General features: G+C 67.1%; 24 protein-coding genes and 1 riboswitch. Of the genes, 14 read left to right on the top strand and 10 right to left on the bottom strand.

The genetic code is table 11. From position 1 onward, the window contains the following. Nucleotides 1-11: 11 nt before the first annotated feature. Together NI2_RS14025 and NI2_RS14020 are read left to right on the top strand one after the other, a co-directional pair. Entirely contained in the window at nucleotides 12-926 is a 915-nt protein-coding gene (locus NI2_RS14025; RefSeq protein WP_084476415.1) for a DUF4349 domain-containing protein, read from the top strand. Beyond that, the gene (locus NI2_RS14020; protein ID WP_067490857.1) at nucleotides 886-1,110 is read left to right on the top strand and encodes a DUF167 domain-containing protein; all 225 of its coding nucleotides are present in this window, start codon (nucleotides 886-888) and stop codon (nucleotides 1,108-1,110) included. The genes NI2_RS14025 and NI2_RS14020 overlap by 41 nt, the downstream gene beginning before the upstream one ends. On the opposite strand, the gene NI2_RS14015 is transcribed toward NI2_RS14020, so the two are convergent. Continuing rightward, entirely contained in the window at nucleotides 1,111-1,575 is a 465-nt protein-coding gene (locus NI2_RS14015; RefSeq protein WP_067491179.1) for a tRNA (cytidine(34)-2'-O)-methyltransferase, read from the bottom strand. A 61-nt stretch (nucleotides 1,576-1,636) separates the two neighbouring features. On the opposite strand from NI2_RS14015, the gene NI2_RS14010 reads away from it, so the two are divergent. Beyond that, entirely contained in the window at nucleotides 1,637-1,963 is a 327-nt protein-coding gene (locus NI2_RS14010) for a DUF3017 domain-containing protein (protein WP_243749857.1), read from the top strand. Here the strand turns inward: NI2_RS14010 and NI2_RS14005 are convergent. Then, nucleotides 1,956-2,603 carry a nitroreductase family protein gene (locus NI2_RS14005; RefSeq protein WP_067490856.1) on the bottom strand — a complete coding sequence of 216 codons (648 nt, stop codon included), beginning with the start codon at nucleotides 2,601-2,603 and terminating at the stop codon, nucleotides 1,956-1,958. The genes NI2_RS14010 and NI2_RS14005 overlap by 8 nt on opposite strands. Before the next feature lie 69 nt (nucleotides 2,604-2,672). On the opposite strand from NI2_RS14005, the gene NI2_RS14000 reads away from it, so the two are divergent. After that, nucleotides 2,673-3,047, top strand: coding sequence for a winged helix-turn-helix transcriptional regulator (locus tag NI2_RS14000; protein ID WP_067490855.1), 375 nt, complete (start codon nucleotides 2,673-2,675; stop codon nucleotides 3,045-3,047). Between the two features lie 20 nt (nucleotides 3,048-3,067). Here NI2_RS14000 and NI2_RS13995 read toward each other — a convergent pair whose 3' ends face one another. Continuing rightward, nucleotides 3,068-4,027: an oxygenase MpaB family protein gene (locus tag NI2_RS13995; protein WP_067490854.1), complete on the bottom strand. Its 960-nt coding sequence runs from the start codon at nucleotides 4,025-4,027 to the stop codon at nucleotides 3,068-3,070. A gap of 151 nt (nucleotides 4,028-4,178) precedes the next feature. On the opposite strand from NI2_RS13995, the gene NI2_RS13990 reads away from it, so the two are divergent. Beyond that, the gene (locus tag NI2_RS13990) at nucleotides 4,179-4,814 is read left to right on the top strand and encodes a TetR/AcrR family transcriptional regulator (protein WP_067490852.1); all 636 of its coding nucleotides are present in this window, start codon (nucleotides 4,179-4,181) and stop codon (nucleotides 4,812-4,814) included. Nucleotides 4,815-4,820: 6 nt separating this feature from the next. On the opposite strand, the gene metX is transcribed toward NI2_RS13990, so the two are convergent. The 3 genes from metX to NI2_RS13975 form a co-directional block, all read right to left on the bottom strand. Then, nucleotides 4,821-5,966 carry a homoserine O-acetyltransferase MetX gene (metX, locus tag NI2_RS13985; RefSeq protein ID WP_067490850.1) on the bottom strand — a complete coding sequence of 382 codons (1,146 nt, stop codon included), beginning with the start codon at nucleotides 5,964-5,966 and terminating at the stop codon, nucleotides 4,821-4,823. After that, the gene (locus NI2_RS13980) at nucleotides 5,963-7,279 is read right to left on the bottom strand and encodes a bifunctional o-acetylhomoserine/o-acetylserine sulfhydrylase (RefSeq protein WP_067490848.1); all 1,317 of its coding nucleotides are present in this window, start codon (nucleotides 7,277-7,279) and stop codon (nucleotides 5,963-5,965) included. The genes metX and NI2_RS13980 overlap by 4 nt, the downstream gene beginning before the upstream one ends. 77 nt (nucleotides 7,280-7,356) lie before the next feature. Then, nucleotides 7,357-7,467: riboswitch (SAM riboswitch) on the bottom strand. 65 nt (nucleotides 7,468-7,532) lie between these two features. Continuing rightward, entirely contained in the window at nucleotides 7,533-8,234 is a 702-nt protein-coding gene (locus NI2_RS13975; RefSeq protein WP_067490846.1) for a TetR family transcriptional regulator, read from the bottom strand. A 134-nt stretch (nucleotides 8,235-8,368) separates the two neighbouring features. On the opposite strand from NI2_RS13975, the gene NI2_RS13970 reads away from it, so the two are divergent. The 3 genes from NI2_RS13970 (at nucleotide 8,369) to NI2_RS13960 (ending at nucleotide 12,785) form a co-directional block, all read left to right on the top strand. Further along, the gene (locus NI2_RS13970) at nucleotides 8,369-9,862 is read left to right on the top strand and encodes an MFS transporter (RefSeq protein ID WP_067490844.1); all 1,494 of its coding nucleotides are present in this window, start codon (nucleotides 8,369-8,371) and stop codon (nucleotides 9,860-9,862) included. Between the two features lie 286 nt (nucleotides 9,863-10,148). After that, complete coding sequence (locus NI2_RS13965) at nucleotides 10,149-11,366, top strand: NADP-dependent isocitrate dehydrogenase (protein WP_067490842.1); 1,218 nt, start codon at nucleotides 10,149-10,151, stop codon at nucleotides 11,364-11,366. A gap of 204 nt (nucleotides 11,367-11,570) precedes the next feature. Then, on the top strand, nucleotides 11,571-12,785 hold the full coding sequence (locus NI2_RS13960; RefSeq protein WP_371851980.1) for an MFS transporter: 1,215 nt from the start codon (nucleotides 11,571-11,573) through the stop codon (nucleotides 12,783-12,785). A gap of 207 nt (nucleotides 12,786-12,992) precedes the next feature. Here NI2_RS13960 and NI2_RS13955 read toward each other — a convergent pair whose 3' ends face one another. Continuing rightward, the gene (locus tag NI2_RS13955) at nucleotides 12,993-13,208 is read right to left on the bottom strand and encodes a hypothetical protein (protein ID WP_067490838.1); all 216 of its coding nucleotides are present in this window, start codon (nucleotides 13,206-13,208) and stop codon (nucleotides 12,993-12,995) included. A 317-nt stretch (nucleotides 13,209-13,525) separates the two neighbouring features. Here NI2_RS13955 and NI2_RS13950 point away from each other — a divergent pair, with 317 nt between their 5' ends. Next, nucleotides 13,526-14,047 (top strand): hypothetical protein, encoded by a 522-nt coding sequence (locus tag NI2_RS13950; protein WP_133733978.1) that lies wholly within the window; start codon nucleotides 13,526-13,528, stop codon nucleotides 14,045-14,047. Nucleotides 14,048-14,157: 110 nt separating this feature from the next. Further along, the gene (locus tag NI2_RS13945; protein ID WP_067490835.1) at nucleotides 14,158-14,901 is read left to right on the top strand and encodes an SDR family oxidoreductase; all 744 of its coding nucleotides are present in this window, start codon (nucleotides 14,158-14,160) and stop codon (nucleotides 14,899-14,901) included. A gap of 56 nt (nucleotides 14,902-14,957) precedes the next feature. Here NI2_RS13945 and NI2_RS13940 read toward each other — a convergent pair whose 3' ends face one another. Then, nucleotides 14,958-16,583 carry a purine-cytosine permease family protein gene (locus tag NI2_RS13940; protein ID WP_067490834.1) on the bottom strand — a complete coding sequence of 542 codons (1,626 nt, stop codon included), beginning with the start codon at nucleotides 16,581-16,583 and terminating at the stop codon, nucleotides 14,958-14,960. Between the two features lie 193 nt (nucleotides 16,584-16,776). On the opposite strand from NI2_RS13940, the gene NI2_RS13935 reads away from it, so the two are divergent. Continuing rightward, nucleotides 16,777-18,000 (top strand): acyl-CoA dehydrogenase family protein, encoded by a 1,224-nt coding sequence (locus tag NI2_RS13935; RefSeq protein WP_067491176.1) that lies wholly within the window; start codon nucleotides 16,777-16,779, stop codon nucleotides 17,998-18,000. On the opposite strand, the gene ephH is transcribed toward NI2_RS13935, so the two are convergent. Next, on the bottom strand, nucleotides 18,001-18,861 hold the full coding sequence (gene ephH / locus NI2_RS13930; protein WP_243749858.1) for an epoxide hydrolase EphH: 861 nt from the start codon (nucleotides 18,859-18,861) through the stop codon (nucleotides 18,001-18,003). A 152-nt stretch (nucleotides 18,862-19,013) separates the two neighbouring features. Here ephH and NI2_RS13925 point away from each other — a divergent pair, with 152 nt between their 5' ends. Then, nucleotides 19,014-19,793: an exodeoxyribonuclease III gene (locus tag NI2_RS13925; protein WP_067490833.1), complete on the top strand. Its 780-nt coding sequence runs from the start codon at nucleotides 19,014-19,016 to the stop codon at nucleotides 19,791-19,793. Here the strand turns inward: NI2_RS13925 and NI2_RS35145 are convergent. Further along, nucleotides 19,774-20,442, bottom strand: a complete 669-nt coding sequence (locus NI2_RS35145; protein ID WP_243749859.1) for an RNA-guided endonuclease InsQ/TnpB family protein — start codon at nucleotides 20,440-20,442, stop codon at nucleotides 19,774-19,776. The genes NI2_RS13925 and NI2_RS35145 overlap by 20 nt on opposite strands. A 952-nt stretch (nucleotides 20,443-21,394) precedes the next feature. Between NI2_RS35145 and NI2_RS13920 the strand changes: the two genes are divergently transcribed. Both NI2_RS13920 and NI2_RS13915 read left to right on the top strand, forming a co-directional pair. Next, a complete protein-coding gene (locus tag NI2_RS13920) occupies nucleotides 21,395-21,889 on the top strand; it encodes a guanyl-specific ribonuclease (protein WP_067490831.1) in 495 nt (164 codons plus the stop codon). Beyond that, nucleotides 21,889-22,362 (top strand): barstar family protein, encoded by a 474-nt coding sequence (locus NI2_RS13915; RefSeq protein ID WP_067490829.1) that lies wholly within the window; start codon nucleotides 21,889-21,891, stop codon nucleotides 22,360-22,362. Before NI2_RS13920 ends, NI2_RS13915 begins: the two co-directional genes overlap by 1 nt. Nucleotides 22,363-22,369 lie beyond the last annotated feature (7 nt).

The raw sequence follows: 22,369 nt of genomic DNA, 5'->3' as shown, positions 1-22,369 counted from the left end.
ACGCTGCGACCATGCGCAAGCTTGCCGTGGTGATGATCGCGTTGCTCGGACTGGTGTTCCTGGTTGGGTGCGGAGACGATGAAGCAGGCGTTCGAAGTCCCGAACCCGGGGCTCTCGACGCGTCCGCTCCCGCGGTTGCACCCGGCTTCCGGGAGGGCGCGCCGTCGAAAGAGAGTCCCGCGCCGTCGGATTCGTCGACCCGTAAAGAGGTGATCACCGGCTCGGTCGACATCACCGCCGACGACCCGATCGCCGCTGCGGGCACCGTCGTCGACCGGGTGACGGCGCTGAACGGGCGCGTCGACAGCCGCACCGAACAGCCCGGCACCGACAAGCGGGTCGCGCGCGCCGTACTGAGCGTACGCGTGCCCGCCGACAAGACCGACGCCTTCATCACCGACCTCGGCGACGCGGGCACGGTCACCGAGATCAGCACCAACCGCGACGACGTCACCATGCAGTGGCAGGACCTCGACGCTCGCATCAATGCCCTGCGCGCCTCCGTCGACCGGCTGAAAGCGCTGATCGCGGGAGCGAACAACACCGCCGACCTGATCGCCGCCGAGGAGGCCCTGTCGAGCAGGCAGGGCGAACTCGACAGCCTCGCCGCCCAGAAACGCAGCCTCGACGACCAGGTGGCCCTGTCGACCCTCACGATCACCCTCACCGCCGAGAAGAAGCAGGCGCCGGGCGAGCCCGACTCGTTCTGGGACGGCATCGTCTCCGGCTGGAACTCGCTGGTCGACTGGCTCGGCGACGCGGTCGTCTTCGCGGGCAAGGCGGTGCCGTGGCTGGGCCTGTTCGCCCTGCTCGGCGGCGTGCTCTACGCAGTCCTGCGCGTTGTCCGCCGGAAACCTCGATCCCACACCGCGAAGGAGACCCCCGGTGCCCACCGTGCGGGCGACGATCAAACCGAACAGCCGTAAAGGCCCGCTGGTCGAAACCGCCGCCGACGGCACCCTCACCCTCTACGTCCGCGCTCCCGCGACCGAGGGCAAGGCCAACAAGGCCGCCATCGAACTGCTCGCCGACCATTTCGGCGTCCCCAAGTCCACCGTCCGTCTCACCGCGGGCGCGACGTCCCGCTTCAAACGCTTCGAGATCGACTGATCAGACCGCGTCCGGGAATCCGTGCTGCCGCCACGCCTCGTACACCGCGACGGCGGCGGTGTTCGACAGGTTCATCGAGCGGCGGCCGGGCAGCATCGGGACGCGCACCTGGTCGGTGATGTGCGGATCGGTGAGAACCTCCGGCGGCAGGCCCGTCGGTTCCGTGCCGAACAGCAGGATGTCGCCGGGCTGGTAGGCGATGTCGGTGTAGCGGGTGGTGGCCTGGGTGGTGAACGCGAAGACCCGCTGCGGTCCGATCGCGGCCCAGGCCGTCTCCAGGTCGGGGTGCACGGTGACCGAGGCCAGATCGTGGTAATCCAGCCCCGCGCGGCGCAGTTTCGATTCCGACAGATCGAACCCGAGGGGCTCGATCAGGTGCAGCGTGCATCCGGTGCCCGCGACCAACCGGATCGCGTTACCGGTGTTCGGCGGGATCACCGGCTGATGGAACATCACATTGAACACCCGCAGCAGGGTAGCGGGCCCCTGTGTGCGGACAGCGCGCCGCACTGCGACAATCGGCATCGTGAACGAGGCGCAGACCACCGGCAAGCATCGCGTCGTGCGGCTGAGCGCGTGGCAGCAGTACCTGCGCAGCCACCTGCCGATGACCGTGGTGAGCGTGCTGATCGTGATCGCGATCGCCTTCGTCGCCTGGGACCGCTGGCGACGCGGCGCCCTCATCTTCGGCAGCGCGGCTCTGGTGGCCGCCGCGTTCCGGCTGTGCCTGCCGACCGTGCAGGTCGGCCTGCTCGCGGTGCGCAGCAAGCCCTTCGACGTCGCCTGGCTCACCGCCCTCGGCAGCGCCATCGTCTTCCTCGCGGCCACCATCAACACCCTCGGCGTCAGCTGAGCGTCGGGTAGCGCTCCGCGAACACCGTCTGCGGTCGCGGCCTGCGCCCGGGATGCGGCGGGGTCCCGGCGCCGTATCCGATCGTCACCAGCACGGCGATCGCCAGGTCCGACTCCGGGTCGATGTCGATCGCGCGTTTCACCGCCGCCTCGTCCCACCCGTTCATCGGCGCCGACGCCAAGCCGAGCCCGGTCGCGGCGAGCATGACGTAGGTGGCCGCGATCATCGCGTTCTTCACCGCGTTCTCGCGCAGCAAACCCCGCTCGCTCAGCGAGTGGTACTCCGCGCGCCCGTCGAACATCGCCCGGAACTCCTCGTTCCATGCCCCATTGGCGACGGCGCGCTCCGCGATATCGGACTGGGCCCCACGCCAAGCGTGCGGGTCGGCGACGAAAACCAGTACCGCGGGCGCCTCCAACGGCTGTGGCTGCCCGAATGCCGCCTCCGACAGGGCTCGTCGGCCCTGTTCGCTGCGTACCAGGACGATGGACCGGTCCTGCATGTTCCATGCGCTCGGCGCCTCCACGACCATGTCGAGCAGCTCGTCGAGGACGGTGGGCGGGATCGGGTCGGGCCGGTAGTGGCGAACCGTGCGGCGGGTGCGGATGGCGTCGGTGACCGAAAGTGTCTGCGTGATCATGTTTCTAACTATCGGAGAGTTACATCCGATAGGGAAGTAGGCACCTGAAAGTGCGTTAAGCTCGATCAGGTGGCCACCATTCACGAACTCAGCGGACTACCGGCCGACGTGTACTCGGCGAAATGCCCGACGCGCGAGGTACTCGACACCATCGCGGGGAAATGGACCGTGCTGATCGTCGACGCGCTCGCCGAGGGCACCTTGCGCTACACCGATCTGCGCCGCCGCATCGACGGCATCTCCCAGAAGATGCTCACCCAGACTCTGCGCCAGTTGGAGACGGACGGATTCGTCGAACGCACCGTGTATCCGACGGTTCCGCCGCGCGTCGAGTACGCCCTCACCGATCTCGGCGCCAGCCTGCGCGAGCCGATCACGGCCCTGCGCGAATGGATCGAGACGAACATCAATCGCATCGAGGACGCCAGGCGCCGCACGGCCTAGTCATCGAATCACCCTGTTGGTCAAGCAGTTTCGCTTACGCGCGACTCCGCCCACAGGCTCGCGTCACCCTTGCTGGCGTAGAGCTTCCTGGCTTGCTGCGGCGTGATCGTCGTCAGTGTTCGCGGCGGCGCGGACGCGGCATGCGCGGCCAGGATCTTGCCCGACATCGGCGCGATATACGGCGCGGCCTTGATCATCGCCCAGTTGTCGCGCCGCGCGCCGGTCCAGGCGATCGCCTTCGCCGGGATCCGTACCAGCGGGTCGACCACCGGCGGAACGGCGAACCGGCCGAGGGTCCGCATCCACCGCGGCAGGCTCGGGATGCTCGCCAGCGAGAGCAGTCTGCTGCCGATCGCGAAGTGCCAGCCCTTGCTCGGCGGCGTCCACAGCAGGTAGTGCATACCCTCGACGGCCCGCTCGGTGACACACAGTCGCGGCCGCATCCGGTCGAAATAGGCGCGGACCTCGGCGCGATCGCGCGGCACATCGGCCGGCTTGCAGGTCTGTAGTTCGGCGGCGACCGCGCACTCGGCCCAGTAGCGGTCCTCCTCGGCGGGACCCAGCGGTCCCGGCCCGTACATCTCGTAGGCCTTGAGTACCGAATGCCAGCCGGTGATGTGGATCCACAGCTGGGAGTCGGGGCTGTTGGCGCTGTAGCGCTTGCCGCTCACCGGTTCGATGCCCGTCATCGGCGCGTGCACCCGCATCAGGTGCTCGGCCGCCTGGACGGCGGTGCGCCCGTCACCCACCGCGACCAGCAGGAAGTACGCCAGGGTGTGATCGAGGCGGGTGGCTGGATTGTCGTAGATGCCGTGCGAGTCGGCCACGGCGGCGGTCAGGAACGGGTCGAAGTGTTCGAGAGTGACCGCGCGCTGGAAACCGATCAGCGCGGTCGGTGCCGCCCAGACCTTCCAGCTGGGGGAGCCCGGCCCGAAGAATCCGTAGTCGTCGCGGCGCAGGGTGGTCGGATCGAAGGCCATGGCACGTGCTCCTTTGCACAGCTGAGGCGAACCTCGCAATGAATACAACGCCACCGTAGCAATTGCTGGTATCGAATACAACGGTTGCGTAGGATTTCTGTGTCCGGCATGCGGGGTATCGTCGTCCGGACGGAGAGGCAGGTGAGATCCGATGACCGCCACGCGCGATCAACGACCGCGCCGCCGCTATGCCCCGCGCCTGCCGCCGGAACAACGCCGCGCGCAACTGCTCGACGCCGCGTTCACCGTGCTCGGCCGGGTGGAACTGCACGAACTGAGCATGGAAGCCGTCGCCCAAGCGGCCGGTGTCGGAAAACCGGTGCTGTACACGGTGTTCAAGACCCGTGCCGAACTCGTCGAGGCCCTGCTCGAGCGGGAACGTGAACGTGGGCTCGAGCAGATCGCCGACACCCTGCCGCAAGACCTGCTCGGAGTCGATCCGGTGGCGGCCGCCTCGGCGACGGTCGAGGCGTTCGTCGATGTGGCACTGGCGAATCCGACCCGCTGGCGACTGATTCTCGCCACCCCGGCCAGCGCGCCCGCCGAATACCGTGCCGCGCTGCGCGATTCCCGGGCCGACATCCTCGACCGGGCGCAATCGCTTGTCCGCGTGGGCATCTCGCTGTCGCCGCGCTGGTCGGGCATGGATGCCGAACTGCTGGCGAACTCCACGCTCACCGTCGCCGAGATGCTCGGCAGGCTGGCGGTGAGCTCGCCGCAGGAATACCCGCGCGAACGTCTACAGGCCTACGTGCGATCGATCGTCGCGTTGCTCACCGCGTCCTGAACGCGCTCAGCGGTTTTCGCGGGCCAATCGCATCGTCTCGGTGAGCAGTTTGGATACCGCCGCCGCCTCGGTGAGGAAGCCGTCGTGCCCGTCACGGGAGTGTACGATCTCCAACCCGGCACAGCCGGGCAGACCTTCGGCCAACTCGGCCTGAGTGTGTAAGGGGTACAGACGATCCGAGTCGACACCGCCGACCACGCACGGAACCGGGGTCGAGGCAAGCGCGGCGGCGACGCCACCGCGGCCGCGACCCACGTCGTGCCGGTTCATGGCCTCGCTGAGCAGCACATAGGTGGCCGGATCGAAGCGCTGGCCGAGCTTGTCGGCCTGGTGCTCGAGATAGCTCTGCACCGCGTACCGGCCGCCGGCCCACGGGTCCTCGTCACCCTGCGCCTGATTGGCGAAGCGGTGCTCGAGCTCGCCCTCGGTGCGGTAGGTGAGGTGGGCGATGCGCCGGGCCAGGCCCATGCCCGTCATCGGCGCGCGCCCGGTGCCGTGGTAGTTGCCGTCCTGCCAGTCCGGGTCGGCGGTGATGATGGCCATCTGGGTGGTCTGGGTGCCGATCTGGTCGGCGGTGGCGCGTGCGCCGACGGCGAGCACCAGTGCCGCCGACACCCGCTGTGGATGCCCGATGATCCACTCGAGCACGCGCATGCCACCCATCGATCCGCCGACGACGGCACCGAGCCGCTCGATGCCGAGCAGGTCGAGCAACTGTGCCTCGGCGGTCACCTGATCGCGAATGGTCACCCAGGGAAACCGTGCGCCCCAAGGCTTTCCGTCGGGTGCGAGGGACGACGGGCCCGTGCTGCCCTTACAGCCGCCGAGCACATTGGTGGCGATCACACACCATTCGTCGGTGTCGATCGGCGCGCCGGGCCCGACCATGCCCTCCCACCAGCCGGGCGCCCCGTCGGGCCCACCGACGACATGGGAGTCGCCGGTGAGCGCGTGTTCGACGAGCACCACGTTGTCGAGCGTGGGGGAGAGCTCACCCCACCGTTGCACCGCCAGCCGCACATCCGGGACGACGGCGCCGTTCTCCAGCGTCACGTCCCCGATGGCGACCACGCCGAGTCGCCCGTCCGGTGGTGGCAGCAGGGCCACCCCGGTGCCGGGACGGGTGATCGGCGATTCGGTGCTCACAGTCACGTCGTCGCCGCCGCGAAACCGGCCCGCAGATCGGCCAGGATGTCGTCGATCCCCTCGATACCCACCGCGAGCCGGACCAGGCCGGGAGTGACGCCGGCGGCCAGCTGCTCCTCCGGTGTCAACTGCGAGTGCGTGGTCGACGCCGGGTGGATCACGAGAGAACGCACATCACCGATGTTAGCCACATGGCTGTGCAGGCTGAGCGCGTCCACGAACTTCTTGCCCGCGTCGACACCGCCTGCCAGCTCGAACGACACGATCGCGCCCGCACCCTTGGGCGCCAGCTGCTCGGCCCGCTCGTGCCAGGGCGAGGACTCGAGTCCCGCGTAGTGCACCGCGTCGACACCGGGCTGCGCGGCGACGAACTTCGCCACCTCGACCGCGTTGCTCACGTGCCGTTCCACCCGCAGGCTCAGCGTCTCGATGCCCTGGGCGATGAGGAAGGCGTTGAACGGTGACACCGCCGCGCCGAAGTCGCGCAGCAGCTGCACGCGCGCCTTGAGCGCGAACGCCGGTGCGCCGAGATCGGCGAAGACCGCGCCGTGGTAGCTCGGATCGGGCTCGGTGAAGCCGGGGAACCGGGCGTTGCCCTCGGCGTCACGCACGGTCCAGTCGAAGGTGCCGCCGTCGACGATCACGCCCGCCACCGCGGCGCCGTGGCCGCCGAGGTACTTCGTGGCCGAGTGCACGACGATGTCGGCGCCGTGGGCGAGCGGCTGGATCAGGTACGGCGTGGCGACGGTGTTGTCGACGATCAGCGGCAGCCCGTTCTCGTGAGCGACACCGGCGATACCGGGGATGTCGAACACCGCGCTGCTCGGGTTGGCGATGGTCTCGCCGTAGAACGCCTTCGTGTTGGGGCGGATCGCGGCCTGCCACTGCGCGAGGTCGTCGGGATCCTCGACGAACGACACCTCGATGCCGAGCTTGGGCAGCGAGTAGTGGAAGAGGTTGTAGGTGCCGCCGTAGAGGTGCGGGCTGGACACGATGTGGTCACCGGCGCCGGCCAGATTCAGGATGGCGTAGGTCTCGGCCGCCTGGCCCGAGGCGACCAGCAGCGCCGCGACGCCGCCTTCGAGGGCGGCGACTCGCTGCTCCACCGCGTCCTGGGTGGGGTTCATGATCCGGGTGTAGATGTTGCCCGGTTCGGCGAGCCCGAACAGCGCGGCGGCGTGCTCGGTGTCGCGGAAGGTGTAGGAGGTGGTCTGGTAGATCGGCAGTGCCCGCGCGTTGGTGGTCGCGTCGGGGGACTGGCCCGCGTGGATCTGCTTGGTCTCGAACGACCAGTTCTCGGGCAGGGCGGCGTCGGTCATGGTCAATGCTCCAGGGGTTGTGCGTCAGGGTTCAGCTGGGGCGGATCGACGGACAACAACACATGGGGGCCTCCTGAAATGCGCGCTTGCTCCCGACCTTCGGGAGCCCGGTCATCACCCGGAGCACCCCACCGCAGCTGGAGGGTTGCCGACCAGCGAGCCGGGGCTTCGCGCTGGTACTCATGACCTTGGACGACATGTTAACCGGACATCGCGCCGGTGGGGAAACTTCCCCCGCGTTTCCTGCCTCACATCACCGTGCCGCCGGTGCGGCGAAGCCCGGTGTGTCGTCGGCCGGTGCGCCGCAGACCTGCCGCAACCCGTGGTAAGCGCGCAGGATCGCTTCGCGGGTGACCCGCACCGCCGCCTCCGGTGAGGTGGGCAGTACGTGCTCGGTGTCGGCGACCGCGAGGTGACACAGCGTCTGCCACGTGCCCGCGACCAGCTTCACCAGAAAGTCGTCGGGTGTGGTCCCCATCCGGCGGGCCAGTTCCTCGCACACCGCGACGTTCTTCTTCTCCGCGTATTCCAGGGCCCGCGCGTTGACCGCCTGGCTGGCCCGCATGATCCGCTGCGTCTGCAGGAACTGGTGCAGGAACCGCAGGCCGTCGGCATCGGCCTCGGACTCGACCACCTGGAGGTAGGCGCCGCACAGGGCTCGCAGTTCGTTGCCGGTATCGGGCTGGCCGCGCAGCGCGACGGCGACGGCGTGACCGAAGTCGTCGATCGGGGCGAGCACGATGTCCTCTTTGAGCGCGAAGTACCGGTTGACGGTGCGGGGGGATACATCGGCTCCGGCGGCGATCTGCTCGACGGTTGTCGCGTCGAAGCCCTGTGTGTCGCACAGGTCGAGCCCGATCGCGACGATCGCGGCCCTGGTCTGCGCCTTCTTGCGCTCGCGCAGGCTCGGCGGAGCCGGCCGGTCGGAGGCGGTCGGAGTGGTCGAGTCGAGCATTTCGCCAGCTTAGCGTCTCATCGCGACCGTCTGTCGTGCCCTGCCAAGTGGCGCGTTCAGACAAATTTCTCTTGACGCCAATTGTCGCACGGTGCCAGGATTGGCCGACGCATGCCGAGCGATGAGGAGCCCAGGTGACCGGCACCGAACTGAAACCCGAAGATGCTGCAGCCCCGGCGAATTCGATGCGATGGTGGGCGCTCGTCGTGCTCTCCGCCGCGCAGCTGATGGTGGTGCTCGACGCCACCGTCATCACCATCGCGCTGCCGTACGCCCAGCGCGACCTCGCCATCACCGACGGCGACAAACAGTGGGCCATCACCGCCTACACGCTCATCTTCGGCGGATTGCTGCTGCTCGGCGGGCGGATGGCCGACTACCTCGGCCGCCGCCGCATCTTCCTGGTCGGCCTCGTCGGCTTCGCCGTCGCCTCGGCGCTGGCGGGCCTGGCGCAGAACACCGTGCAGTTGTTCCTCGGCCGTGGACTCCAGGGCGCGTTCGCCGCCCTGCTCGCGCCCGCGGCGCTGTCGCTGCTGTCGGTGATCTTCACCGACGTGCGCGAACGGGCGCGCGCGTTCGCGGTGTTCGCCGGCATCACCGCCGGTGGGGTGGCGTTCGGGCTGATCGTCGGCGGCGCGCTCACCGAGTTCGCGTCCTGGCGGTGGACGTTGCTGATCAACACCCCGATCGCCCTGGTCGCGGTGGCCGGTGCGCTCGCCGTGATCGCCCGCGACATCCCCGCACCGCGCACCGGCGGCTACGACCTGCCCGGTGCCGTCACCGTGACTCTCGGTCTGGTCGCGATCGTCTACGGATTCAGCCGGGCCGCCGAGCACGGCTGGCTGGCGCCGAGCACGCTCGGACTGCTCGGGGCCGGTTCCGCGTTGCTCCTCGTCTTCGTCGTCATCGAGGCCCGATCGACGAATCCGCTGCTGCCCCTTCGCATTCCCGGGGAGATCAACCGCGGCGGTGCTTTGCTCACCGCGCTGCTGATCCCCATCGCGATGTTCGCCATGTTCCTGTTCCTCAGCTTCTACTACCAGAACACCCTCGGCTATTCGCCGCTCGAGGCGGGCATCGCGTTCCTGCCGTTCCCCATCGGCATCGGCATCGCGGCGGGCATCACCAGTTCGCTGCTGCCCAAGTTCGGCCCGCGCCCGGTGATGGTGGTCGGCGCACTGCTCGGCGTGATCGGGCTGGTCTGGCTGGCGCAGCTGAGCTACGGCGACGGTTACGCGCTGAGCGTGCTGCCTGCCCAGGTCGTCATGGCCTTCGGCATGGGCCCGCTGTTCGTCGGTATGCAGGCCGTCGCGCTCCACCAGGTGCGCGCCGAGGATTCCGGTGTGGCCAGCGCCCTGCTCAACGCCGCCCAGCAGGTCGGCGGCGCGGTGGGGACAGCACTGCTCACCACGCTGTCGGTGCAGGCCGCCGAGCACTACGTCGCCGAGCACCCCACCGTCGACCATCTCGTCGAACGCGCCTCGATCTACAGCTACGACGTCGCCTTCTACGTCGGGGCGGGATTCTTCCTCGCCGCCGCCGTCGTGATCGCCCTGATGATCAAGGACAAGCCGGAAAACCTGATCGAAGGCGACGAGCGCGCGACGGCCGCGCCGATTGTCGTCTGACCAGGGACGGGCAGGTCCGCGAGGCCCTCGCCGGGGTTACCGCCCGGTAACCGATCGAAGGCGGATGGGGTGCGGGTGCGCGGAGTAGTTTCGAGGTGTGCCGCACAGCGGGACCTCCCGTCGCGGTGAGGTCCCGGGCAGCAGTACGCTCGTCATGTTTGCACCTACACGTCCCGCAGACAACGCGGGGCATATACGTTGTCTGTTGGAACTGCTGGGGTCCGCTCACAAGCGTGTTCGCCCGGCCGTGCAATGAGGGCACCCACCGAGGAGGACACGAAGATCCATGTCCAAGATCAAGGTTGAAGGCACCGTCGTAGAACTCGACGGCGACGAGATGACCCGGATCATCTGGCAGTTCATCAAGGACAAGCTGATCCATCCCTATCTCGACGTGAATCTCGAGTACTACGACCTCGGTATCGAGTACCGCGACAAGACAGACGACCAGGTCACCATCGACGCGGCGAACGCCATCAAGCAGCACGGCGTCGGCGTGAAGTGCGCCACCATCACCCCCGACGAAGCGCGGGTGAAGGAATTCGGTCTCAAGAAGATGTGGCGCTCGCCCAACGGCACCATCCGAAACATTCTGGGTGGCACCATCTTCCGCGCGCCGATCATCATCTCCAACGTGCCGCGCCTGGTGCCCGGCTGGACCAAGCCGATCATCATCGGCCGCCACGCGTTCGGCGACCAGTACCGCGCCACCGACTTCAAGGTCTACGAGGCGGGCACCGTCACGCTGACCTTCACCCCGGAGGACGGCAGCGAGCCGATCGTGCACGAGGTCGTGAAGATGCCCGAGGACGGCGGCGTCGTCATGGGTATGTACAACTTCAAGAAGTCCATCGAGGACTTCGCGCGGGCCTCGTTCAACTACGGCCTGCAGCAGAACTACCCGGTGTACCTCTCCACGAAGAACACCATCCTCAAGGCCTACGACGGCATGTTCAAGGACACCTTCCAGGAAGTCTTCGACGCCGAGTTCAAGGCCGAGTTCGATGCCGCGGGCCTCACCTACGAGCACCGCCTCATCGACGACATGGTCGCCTCCTCCATGAAGTGGGAGGGCGGTTATGTGTGGGCCTGTAAGAACTACGACGGCGACGTGCAGTCCGACACCGTCGCCCAGGGCTTCGGTTCGCTGGGCCTGATGACCTCGGTGCTGCTCACCCCGGACGGCAAGACCTGTGAGGCCGAGGCCGCGCACGGCACCGTCACCCGGCACTACCGCCAGCACCAGCAGGGCAAGCCGACCTCGACCAACCCGATCGCGTCGATCTTCGCCTGGACCCGTGGTCTCGAGCATCGCGGCAAGCTCGACAACACCCCCGAGGTGATCGGCTTCGCGCAGGCGCTCGAGGACGTCGTCATCAAGACCGTCGAAGGGGGGCAGATGACCAAGGACCTGGCGCTGCTCGTCGGCGGCGACCAGGGCTACCTGAGCACCGAGGAATTCCTCGGTGCGCTGGACGCCAACCTGGCTCGCGCACTGAAGTGAACTCGCGCGGGTTCGCGTCGCGAACCCGCACAGCTGTGAAACGCTCGCATCGAACGCCTGATGCGAGCGTTTCTGTTTCAGCAGGCTTGATGAACGCTTTCGCGGGCTCGATCCGGTGCTGTCGTCGACCGAAGCCGTCGCAGGTGGGATAACTCACGGCGGTCTCGGGATGCGGTGGGATGCTCGGGCCCGTTGCATAGAAGCGTGACTTCTTCCCTCGCGACCTCCGAACGCCTCGACGCGCCACGCACCAGCTGGCATGTCCCGGCGATGCTCGCGTTGGCGCTGGGAGGGTTCGGTATCGGCACCACCGAGTTCGTGACCATGGGCCTGCTGCCCGATATCGCCGCCGCCTTCGGCATCTCCGAGCCGTCGGCCGGGCACGCGGTGTCGGCGTATGCGCTCGGCGTCGTGGTGGGCGCGCCGTTGATCGCGGCGCTGTGCGCGCGGGTGCCGCGCAAGAAACTGCTCATCGTGCTGATGGCCGCGTTCACCCTCGGCAACGCGGCGACGGTGCTCGCGCCGACCTTCGGGACGCTGGTGGCGGCGCGGTTCGTTTCCGGTCTGCCGCACGGCGCGTACTTCGGTGTGGCCTCCCTCGCCGCCGCGACGCTCGCGCCTGTCGGGCAGCGGGCCAAGGCGGTGGCTGCGGTGATGCTCGGGCTCAGCGTGGCGAATGTGGTCGGTGTCCCCGGCGCGACCTGGCTCGGACAGCACTTCGGCTGGCGCGACGCCTACGTCGTCGTCGCCTTCATCGGCGTCGCGACCGTGGCCGCGCTGTGGCGCTACCTGCCCGCCCTGCGCGACATGAAGATCACCAACCCGATGACCGAACTCGGCGCCCTGCGCCGCCCCCAGGTGCTGCTCACCCTCGCGGTCGGCGCCATCGGCTTCGGTGGCATGTTCGCCGTGTACACCTACATCGCCACCACCATGACCGACGTCGCGGGCATGCCGATCGGTGCCGTGCCGATCGTGCTCGCGCTGTTCGGCCTCGGCATGATCGCCGGCAATATCATCGGCGGCATCCTCGCCGACCGCGGCGTCGACCGGTCGATCTTCGCCGCGATGATCGCGATGGTGGTGATTCTGGCCGGCTTCGTCCTCGCCGCCCACAACCCGATCACCGCCGCCGTCGGCGCCTTCCTCGTCGGCGCCTCCGGCGCGGCCCTGGCCCCCGGCCTGCAAACCCGCCTCATGGACGTCGCCGCCGATGCCCAAACCCTCGCCGCCGCCCTCAACCACGCCGCCCTCAACATCGCCAACGCCGCGGGCGCCTGGCTCGGCGGCCTCGTCATCGCCGCAGGCCTCGGCTACACCGCCCCCGCCCTCGTCGGCGCCGTCCTCGCCGTCGCAGGCGTCGCCCTCTTCACCGCCACCGTCGTCCTGGCACGCCGCTCCACCCCCGACACGCCGTAACCGATTCCGCGCGGAATACCTTGCGGCATACGGTGCTCCGCATGCCGAGCTGACCACATTGCGGTCCAGATTGTGCTGTCCCGTGGTGCTGCTGACGCGTTGACCCTCGCGGCAAGCCGACGACTGGAGGCGACCGTTCGGACGAATTCTTCGGCTGAATCCCGGATCTGCCCGGGCGGAGTCGAGCCCGCCCGGGCAGGTGCGAATTCAGGCGGGGCAGACGGCGGCGGAGCCGCACTGGAGCTGGCGGAAGAGGTCGGCGAAGTCATCGAGGATGGCGCTGCCGGAGGTAGCTCCGCCCGGGGCGGGCTCGCCGGGGGCGACCACGGGGGCGAGGGGAGCCGCGGTGGCGGGGCCCGCGGTGAGGACTGCTCCGAACGCCAGTGCGGTGATGCCCGCGGCGACCAGCTTGGTGAACGACATGGTGGATCCTGTTCGGTTCTCGATGGTGGATAGCGGTTCGCAGTCTCGCATATTTGACCGATCAGTCTCAATAGGTGCGAGACGTAAACCATTGGGTAGCAACTAGCTTTCGACAAAACCGGAACGAACGGTATGCTTTGGCGACTCATGATCGCAGGTCGGCGACGGCGACTTCGGTGCGGAAATCGCAGGTGGGACAGGGTCGTTGGGTGCCGGGCAGGCGAGCGGACGGTTCGCGCTGTATATGATCCACTCGCTGTGCTCGGGGGGAAGATCTCATGGAGACCCCGCGCGTCTTTCAACAGGAGGGGTTGTCCGTGCGAAACCGAATTGCGCTGTGCGCCACCGTCGTGGCCACGGGAATGCTGCTGGCCGGATGCCAGGAGGAACTGCCGAGCGGCAAGCCCGCCACGCCGTCGTCCACCACGACGAGCGCCCAGGCGCCTGCCACGCCGAACGCCGACGGCGTGCTGAACCCCGGCGACACGGGCAAGCTCGAATCCGGTGTCGAGCTGTCGATCCTGAAGGTCGAGGCCGACGAGGTGGAGCGCGAGGGCACCGTGTCGGTGTTCACCTTCCAGCTCAACAACACGGGGAAGACCACGCTCGACAACTGGTCGCGCCCCACCCTGGTGTACGGCGCCGACGGCACCGCCGCCGAATACGTGCTGTCCCTGGACAAGAAGTACCAGTACGGCATGGAGGGCAAGCTGCCGCCCGGGTCCAAGCAGACCATCAAGATCGCCTACGCGGTCCCGGTCGACAAGCTGAACCCCGCGGTCATCACCTCCGAAGAGCTGATCTGGCGCGGCGACTTCAGCAAGTACAACAAGGGCTGACCACCTCCGCCGGCCGGATCGACAGATCCGGTCGGCATTGCCGCCCCCACTGGCTAGCGTGGGTGGATGGAATCGCACTACGAAACGTGCCCGTCGACAGGGCAGCCATCATGAGCACCGTCCTCATCACCGGTGCCAGCTCCGGGCTCGGCGCGGAGATGGCCCGCCAGTTCGCGGCCCTCGGCTACGACCTCGGCCTGTGCGCCCGCCGCACCGAGCGCCTCGACGAGCTGCGCACCGAGATCCTCGCCGAACACCCCGACCGGGTCGTCTCGGTGAAACAGCTCGATGTCACCGACGACACTGCTGTGTTCACCGTCTTCGACGAGTTCGCCGACGAGTTCGGCACCCTCGACCGGGTGATCGTCAACGCGGGACTCGGCAAGGGCGCACCGCTCGGTACCGGTAAGCATGCGGCCAACCGTGAAACCGCCGTGGTGAATTTCCTTGCGGCACTGGCGCAAACCGAGGCGGCCATGAAGATCTTCCGCGCTCAGGGCCGCGGCCACCTGGTGATGATCTCCTCGATCTCCGGACTGCGTGGAATGCCCAAAACCCTCACCACCTATGCCGCGACCAAGGCCGGAGTCGCCGCACTCGCCGAGGGACTACGCGCCGAAGCTGTTGCCGGCGTGGATGTCTCGGTGATCTACCCGGGCTATATCCGCTCGGAGATGAACGACCGCATCAAACACGAACCGAAGTTCATGGTCGACACCGAAACCGGCGTACGCGCCATGGTCGCGGCGATCGAGAAGCGCCGCGCCAAGGCGTATGTCCCCAGTTGGCCGTGGGTGCCCCTGGGCTACGCCCTACGCGTCCTGCCATCGCGTGTCGTGCGCAAAATGCTGTGAACACCACGAAGGCCGTGCGGGCAGAAGGTGTTCGCCCGCACGGCCTCGATGACGGATCAGTGCTGGCGAGGCAGCAGGTGCACGCCGTGCTTGTCCGTCGACAAGGCCAGCGAGGAGATGTACTGGATCTCTCCCTCGGGGCCGGGGACGGCCGAGGCGATCATGTCGGGGCGCTCGAACTCCAGGCCGGTGACGAGGCAGGGGAGTAGTTCGCCCGAGGGGTTGCCGTGTTCGTCGAACATCGGAGTCTTGATGCCGTCGTCGGAGCGGCGCAGGTAGTACTTGCCCTTGGTCGCCAGCGCGGTGAGCGGGGTGGCGATGAACGACACGAGAACCGCGACCAGCGGGGAGTACGGCTTCAGCAGCTCACCGAACAGGCCGAAGAAGGTCATGATCGACAGCACCGCCGACAACCCGAAACCGACCAGGCCCACGGGGTTGAAGTCGTAGAGCATGCCGCGCCGGAACTCCGGCACCTTCGGCGAGATCTTCAGCAGGTACTTGTTGACCGCGATGTCGGTGGCGACGGTGACGATCCAGGCGATGCCGCAGTTGGCGTAGAAGCCGAGGATGCTGTTGAGGAAGTCGAACATGTCGGCTTCCATCAGGATCAGCGCGATGACCAGGTTCACCACGAGGAACACCAGACGACCGGGGTAGGTCTTGGTGACACGGGTGTAGGAGTTGGTCCAGGCCAGCGAGCCGGAGTAGGCGTTGGTGACATTGATCTTCACCTGGCTGATGACCACGAGCACCACCGCGAGCGTCATGGCGAGCCACCCGGGAACCATGTCGCGGTAGATCTCCAGGAACTGGTGCACCGGCTGGTTCGCGATCGACTGGGCCGCAGGCAGATTCGCGATCAGGTACACCGCGAGGAACAGGCCCACCACCTGCTTGGCCGCACCGAACAGCACCCAGCCGGGCCCGGCCAGCAGCATCCAGCCCCACCACTTGGCCCGGTTCTCCGGGGTGCGCGGCGGCATGAAGCGCAGGTAGTCGATCTGCTCGGCGATCTGGGCGATCAGCGACAGGCACACACCGGCGGCCAGCAGCGCACCGGACACGCTCACACCCTGGCCGTCCTTACCGCCGTAGGCGAAGAACGAACCGACCGATTCGGGGTGGCGAACCAGCAGGAACCCGAACGGCGCGACCATCAGCAACAGCCACAGCGGCGTGGTCCACACCTGCAATTTGGCCAGGGTGTTCATGCCGTAGATGACCAGCGGGAAGATGATGACCGTCGAGGCGAGATACCCCAGCCACAACGGAATTCCGAGCCCTAATTCCAGGCCCTGCGCCATGATCGAACCTTCGAGCGCGAAGAAGATGAAGGTGAACGAGGCGAACACGATATTGGTGATCACCGAACCGTAGTAACCGAATCCGCTACCGCGCGTGATCAGGTCGAGATCGATGTTGTAGCGCGCCGCGTAATAGGCGAGCGGAAAACCGGTGAGCATCACGACTACGGCGAAGATACCGATGCCGATCAGGGCGTTTCCGGTGCCGTGCGCGATGCCGATATTGGCACCGATCGCGAAATCGGCCAGGTACGCGATGCCGCCGAGCGCGGAGATGCCGACGACCGCCGGACTCCATTTTCGGTAGCTCCGGGGGGCGAAGCGCAGCGTGTAGTCCTCGAGTGTTTCTTTGGCGGCGGTATCTACTCCGGCCATTTACCTCTCTCCTTCATCCGCTGCCGCTCGAATTCGGCGACTCACCGACGGTCGTGCACGGATGTAGACGGGTATTTTCCGATTCGTTACGCCGCTGTTACGTACCGCGAGGGTGACCGGGGTCACCGAAACCGTCCACGCCGAAACAAGCACGGATGTATGTTTCGCAGAGGACGAACGTCAGGAGCGAACAGTGTTCGAGTGGTCCGAAACCGATCTGATGATCCGCGATGCCGTGCGGACCTTCATCGACAAGGAGGTCCGCCCGCACCTCGACGCGCTCGACAGCGGCGAGATGCTGCCGTACCCGATTCTGCGAAAGCTGTTCAGCCAGTTCGGCATCGACACCATGGCCGAGGACATGGTCACCAAGATGCTCGCCAAGGAGGAGAGCGGAGAGGGTGGCGGGAGCAAGCGCGGCCCGTTCGGCGATCAGCAGTCGATGATGGCGGTGCTCATCAGCGAATTGTCCGGCGTGTGTATGGGTTTGGTGTCCGCGCTCGGGGTGAGCATCGGCCTGGGCGCCACCACCATCATGTCGCGCGGCACGCTCGCGCAGAAGCAGCGCTGGCTCGCCGACATCGTGACTCTGCGCAAGGTGGCCTCCTGGGCGATCACCGAACCCGACTCCGGCTCGGACGCGTTCGGCGGCATGAAGACTCGCGTCGAACGCGACGGTGAGGACTACATCCTCAACGGCCAGAAGACCTTCATCACCAACGGCCCGTGTGCCGACGTGATCATCGTCTACGCCAAGCTCGACGAAGGCGACGGTGTCGACAAGCGTGATCGCAAGGTGCTCACCTTCGTACTCGACAAGGGCATGGAGGGCCTCACCCAGGGCAAGCCGTTCAAGAAGATGGGCCTGCACTCCTCACCCACCGGCGAACTGTTCTTCGACAACGTCCGGCTCGGTAAGGACCGGCTGCTCGGCGAGACCGAGGACCACCGCGGTGGCGACGGAAGGGAAAGCGCGCGAGCGAGTTTCACCGCCGAGCGGATCGGCGTGGGCTTCATGGCGCTCGGCGTGATCGAGGAATGCCACCGGCTGTGTGTGGATTACGCGCGCAACCGCACCCTGTGGGGTCAGGAGATCGGGCGCTTCCAGTTGATCCAGCTCAAGCTGGCCAAGATGGAAGTCGCACGGATCAATGTGCGCAACATGGTGTTCAACGTGCTCGAGCGCAGCAAGGCCGGTAAGCCGCCGAGCCTGGCCGAGGCCTCGGCGATGAAGCTGTACTGCTCCGAGGCCGCCACCGAGGTGGCGATGGAGGCCGTGCAGCTGTTCGGCGGCAACGGGTACATGAGCGAATACCGCGTCGAACAGCTCGCCCGCGACGCCAAGTCGCTGATGATCTACGCGGGCAGCAACGAGATCCAGGTGACCCACATCGCCAAGGGCCTGCTCGCGCGCTGATCACACCGCGCGCAGGTGCCCCCGGCTGGCGTAGATGTGCTCGGCGATGAGCGTCGCGATCCGGTCGGGGGCCTCCAGCATCGGTACGTGCCCCACCCCGTGCACCAGGATACGATCCGCCGACGCGGGCAGTTCGCGCAGGTAATGGGTGGCGTAGACGCTGTTGGGGATGATCCGGTCGTACTCGGCGAGCAGCATGCGGATGGGTGTTTCCAGCTCGGCGAGGTCGTCCATGCCGGGCGCGCGCAGGCTGCCGAGGATCAGCGGCACGATCACGTCGCAGTGCAGTGCGGCGATGAGCGTGGTGACCAGTTCGTGGCGTGGCACCGCTCCGGTGCGTTTGGTCAGCAGCAGCGCCGTGGCGTGCTGCACCAGCCGGTTGTTGAGCGCGACGTCACCGAGACGCCTGCCGACCGCGATGAACGGCAGCAGCGACGCGAACTTGACGCCGATCCTGATCTGAGTGATCGAGGGGGAGGCCCAACCGCCCGCCGCCGCGATGGTGGTGAGGGTGCGGGCCCGGCCGCGTCGCGCGAGCTCGAGACCCACCCAGCCGCCGAGCGAATTCCCCGCGATATGGCAGGTGCGCCAGCCCAATTCGTCGAGCTGGTCCTCGATCTGGTCGGCCAGGGCGTACACGTCGAGCGTCCAGCCCTCGACTTTTGGCCCACCCCAGTGCCCGGCGAACGCGGGCGCGTACACCTCGCAGTGGGCGGCCATGCGGTGGGCGACCTGCTCCCAACAGTGTGGCGACAACATGAATCCGTGCAACAGCAGCACCGGGTCGCCGGACCCGAGATGCAGGGCCGCGATCGGCTCCGGGCGGGCGGGGGACTTGGCGGTGCGTGACGTCATCGTCATCACCCCTTCCTGGACGACAGTGTCCTGTTACCCGAGGTTACGCGGGGGAACCGCCGTGCGCGGGCTGTTGCCGTGCCGGCGATCACAACGTTCGCGCCGCCGGGTTGTTCCCCTACACGTTCGGGAATACCCGCCGATGTACCGTCCTACGCGTGGCAATCATTCTCTCGACCGTGAACGTCAACGGTGTCCGCGCGGCGGCGACCAAAGGCATGCTCGCCTGGCTCGACGCCACCGAAGCCGACATCGTCTGCCTGCAGGAGACCAGGGCCACCGACGCGCAAACCGCCGCCGCGCTGGCTCCCGCACTCGCGGCCGGGTGGGTGCTCACCCATGCCGAACCGGAGTCGAAGGGTCGTGCCGGTGTCGGCATCCTGTCGCGGCGCGCGCCCGACGCGGTGCGGATCGGTTTCGGCAGCACCGAGTTCGCCGCTTCGGGCCGCTACCTCGAGGCCGACTTCGGCGAACTCACCGTGGCGAGTGTGTACGTCCATTCGGGCGAGGAGAACACGCCCAAGCAGGACGAGAAGTACCGCTTCATGGCCGAACTCGGCGCCTACCTGAAGGCCAGGACCGGCGAGTTCGTGGTGAGCGGCGACTGGAACATCGCCCCCGCCGAGGTGGACCTGAAGAACTGGAAGGGCAACCAGAAGTCGGCGGGCTTCCTGCCCGAGGAACGCGCCTGGATCGCGGAACTGCTCGCCGCGGGCTACGTCGACGTGGTCCGCGCCCTGCACCCCGAGGTCGCGGGCCCGTACAGCTGGTGGTCCTACCGCGGCCGCGCCTTCGACAACGACTCCGGGTGGAGAATCGACTACCAGCTCGCCCGAGGTGAACTCACCGGCCGCGCCAAGCAGGCCGTCGTCGAACGCGCCGCCGCCTACGACCAGCGCTGGTCCGACCACGCGCCGGTTACTGTGCAATACCGTTAACTCTTCCCCGCGGTTGAAGCCGAGGATTTCTGACTCGGACTGCGTCACCCGCACCCTCGGGAGGAGCCGGGAAACGTCTTACGTCGTCAGCATCAGCACGGTCGAGCTCTACCGTGGCCAGGATTACCCTGGCAGCGTTGCGGTCACGGTCTGCGGTATAGCCACAGCTTGCGCACCGGAAGGTTCGTTCTGCGAGCTCGAGCCGCTGCTTGGCTATCGCGAGGCACTCGGAGCACGTCATAGAGCTGAAGGCGGGCGCGACCAACACCACCTTCCGGCCGGCCCGCATGCCACACTCGATCAGTTCCCTTTTTGCCGCACCGATTGCGGCATCAGCTGCCTTACGCGCCATTGTGGTCCGGGCGAGGAACCTTGGTTTGAAGTCCTCGACCGCAATAGTTTGATGATCGGCGACGATACGACGTGCCCACACCCGTGCTGCGTGCGTGTTCTGTCGTGCTGCCTTCTTGTGCAGTCGTGCAGCTTGCCGCCTCGCCTGCTGGTACCCCTTCGATGGAGTGGCTCCACGCGGAGGCTTGCGCCGCGCCATCTTCCGTTGAGCTTTCGCGAGCTCTGCGGCGCATCGCCGCCGGTATCCGACATAAGGAAGGTCATAGGCGGCGTCAGTAGTGGTAGCGGTCGTCGTCACACTCCAATCGATGCCGATCGCGCGTTCAGCTGGGAAGGGGGCTCGATCTCCCGGCGAACCACGAAGGACGCGTACCAGTGGCCGAGCGAGTCCTGATAGACACGCACAGAAGTCGGCGGAGACGGGAGTTCGCGCGACCACACAACGGGAACAATCATCCCGCCGGCCAATCGCAACCGGCGGTGACGGATCGTGAACCCCCGGGTGGTGTATTCCAGAGACGGCAATGACTTCTTTTTCGCCTTGATTCTTGGGCGACCGCGCCCGGCGACTCGGTAGGAGTGGTCGAGTGCCGTGGCGTAGGTGCGTAACGTCATTTGTTGGGGAACTTGCGAGCCTTCGCGTAACCAAGACGTCGATGCGCGCGCCGCCGTCAGTAACTTCGAGAGCTTACAGAACGTGGGTTTGCGGCCGCTGTGCTGCTGGTGGACGGCTTCGTTCCAGAGGAACCGGCAGCGGTGCCATTCTGCGAGCAGTGCACGTTCGACCTTGACGCCTGGGCGCAAGCGGTAGTTGCACGCACTGTCTCGACCATATGTTCGACTATAGGCGCTGGTGGACCGACTCAGGCTCCGCTGCTCCCGCGCACCGCTTGTCGAAAGCCGCATCCGCACAGCATGAATCGAGGCGCCGCCCACCCTGCGCACGAGGCCGAGCGTTCTGGTGAGGGCGCCGAATCAACCGGATGGCGTGCCGATAGGGTCTGCGCCATCGCTAACTGAAGACAACCCACCCCGACGACAACGGATCGTCCCGGTGCACCGCGCCGAGATTTGCTCACGACGTGCCAGTGCGGGTGTCTGCCGTGCCAGCAGATACAGTGGTCGGCCACAGCATTCGGCGAACGCGCTCTGGAGAAGGCTGACGGTATGCGGAGAGCAACGAGCATCTGTGGGTAGCAATTGAACATCTGTCCTCGGTTGAACCCGCGAACTTTCTCGAAAGTCCTTTGATGAACATCTCACGGAAAACTCTCGGTCTGCTCGGCGGACTCGTTCTTGTCCTCGCCGCGCTCGGTCTGACGCTGTTCGGTGGTCGTGGTTCGGATTCGACTACGGCGGCGACCACCACGCGCGCGGTCGCGTCGTCCACCGCGCCGAAACCCGCGGCACCGGCGGCCAAGCCTTCGGCGAATCCGTCGTCGGCGCCGGTCACGAAGGTGGCGGGGGTGCCGGATCGGGCCTACGCCACGCTCGTCGAGATCGACGCGGGGCGCTGGCCGGATTCGGCGAACGCGCCCGGCACCAAGGGTGGTGAGCAGTTCATGAACCGGGGAACCAAACTGCCGCCCAAGGATTCGGCGGGCAATCCGGTGAAGTATCAGGAGTGGGATGTGAATCCCAAGCAGCGCAACCGTGGTCGCGACGCGGAACGCATCGTCACCGGTAGCGACGGCAGCGCCTGGTACACCGGTGACCACTACGAAACGTTCACGAGGATGCGCTGATGCCACTGACGCTGTCGCAGTTCCTTGCCCGCCCACCCGCCGACGCGCCCGCCGCGGCCGACGCACCGGTGCTCGGCGCCATGGCGGTGGATGCCAACCAGCTCAGCGCCATCCGATACGACGCCCCCGCCGACTACCGCGTGCGCGAACTGCGCGGCACCAAGATGCGGGATGTCACCACCCTGTTCGACGAGTTCGCGGCCGCCTTCCAGTTCCCGTACTACTTCGGCGCGAACAAGGACGCCTTCGACGAATGCCTGCGTGACCTCGACGATTTCGTCGGCGACGCACCCGGTTACGTCGCGGTGGTCCGCACCGCCGACGACCTGCTCGCCGACGAACCGACCGAACGCGCCTGGTTCGAGGCGGCCATGCGCGATTGCGCCGCCTACTGGTCGCGCCGCGACGTGGTGTTCCGGGTCGTCCTGCAAGGCGACCCGGTTACCTTCGGTGCGGTAGCGCTCGTCGAGTGATGCCGAG

Source organism: Nocardia ignorata NBRC 108230 (assembly GCF_001612905.1).
Classification (GTDB): domain Bacteria; phylum Actinomycetota; class Actinomycetes; order Mycobacteriales; family Mycobacteriaceae; genus Nocardia; species Nocardia ignorata.
The sequence above is the reverse complement of the archived record's forward strand: the minus strand, read 5'-3'. Positions and strand labels throughout refer to the sequence as shown.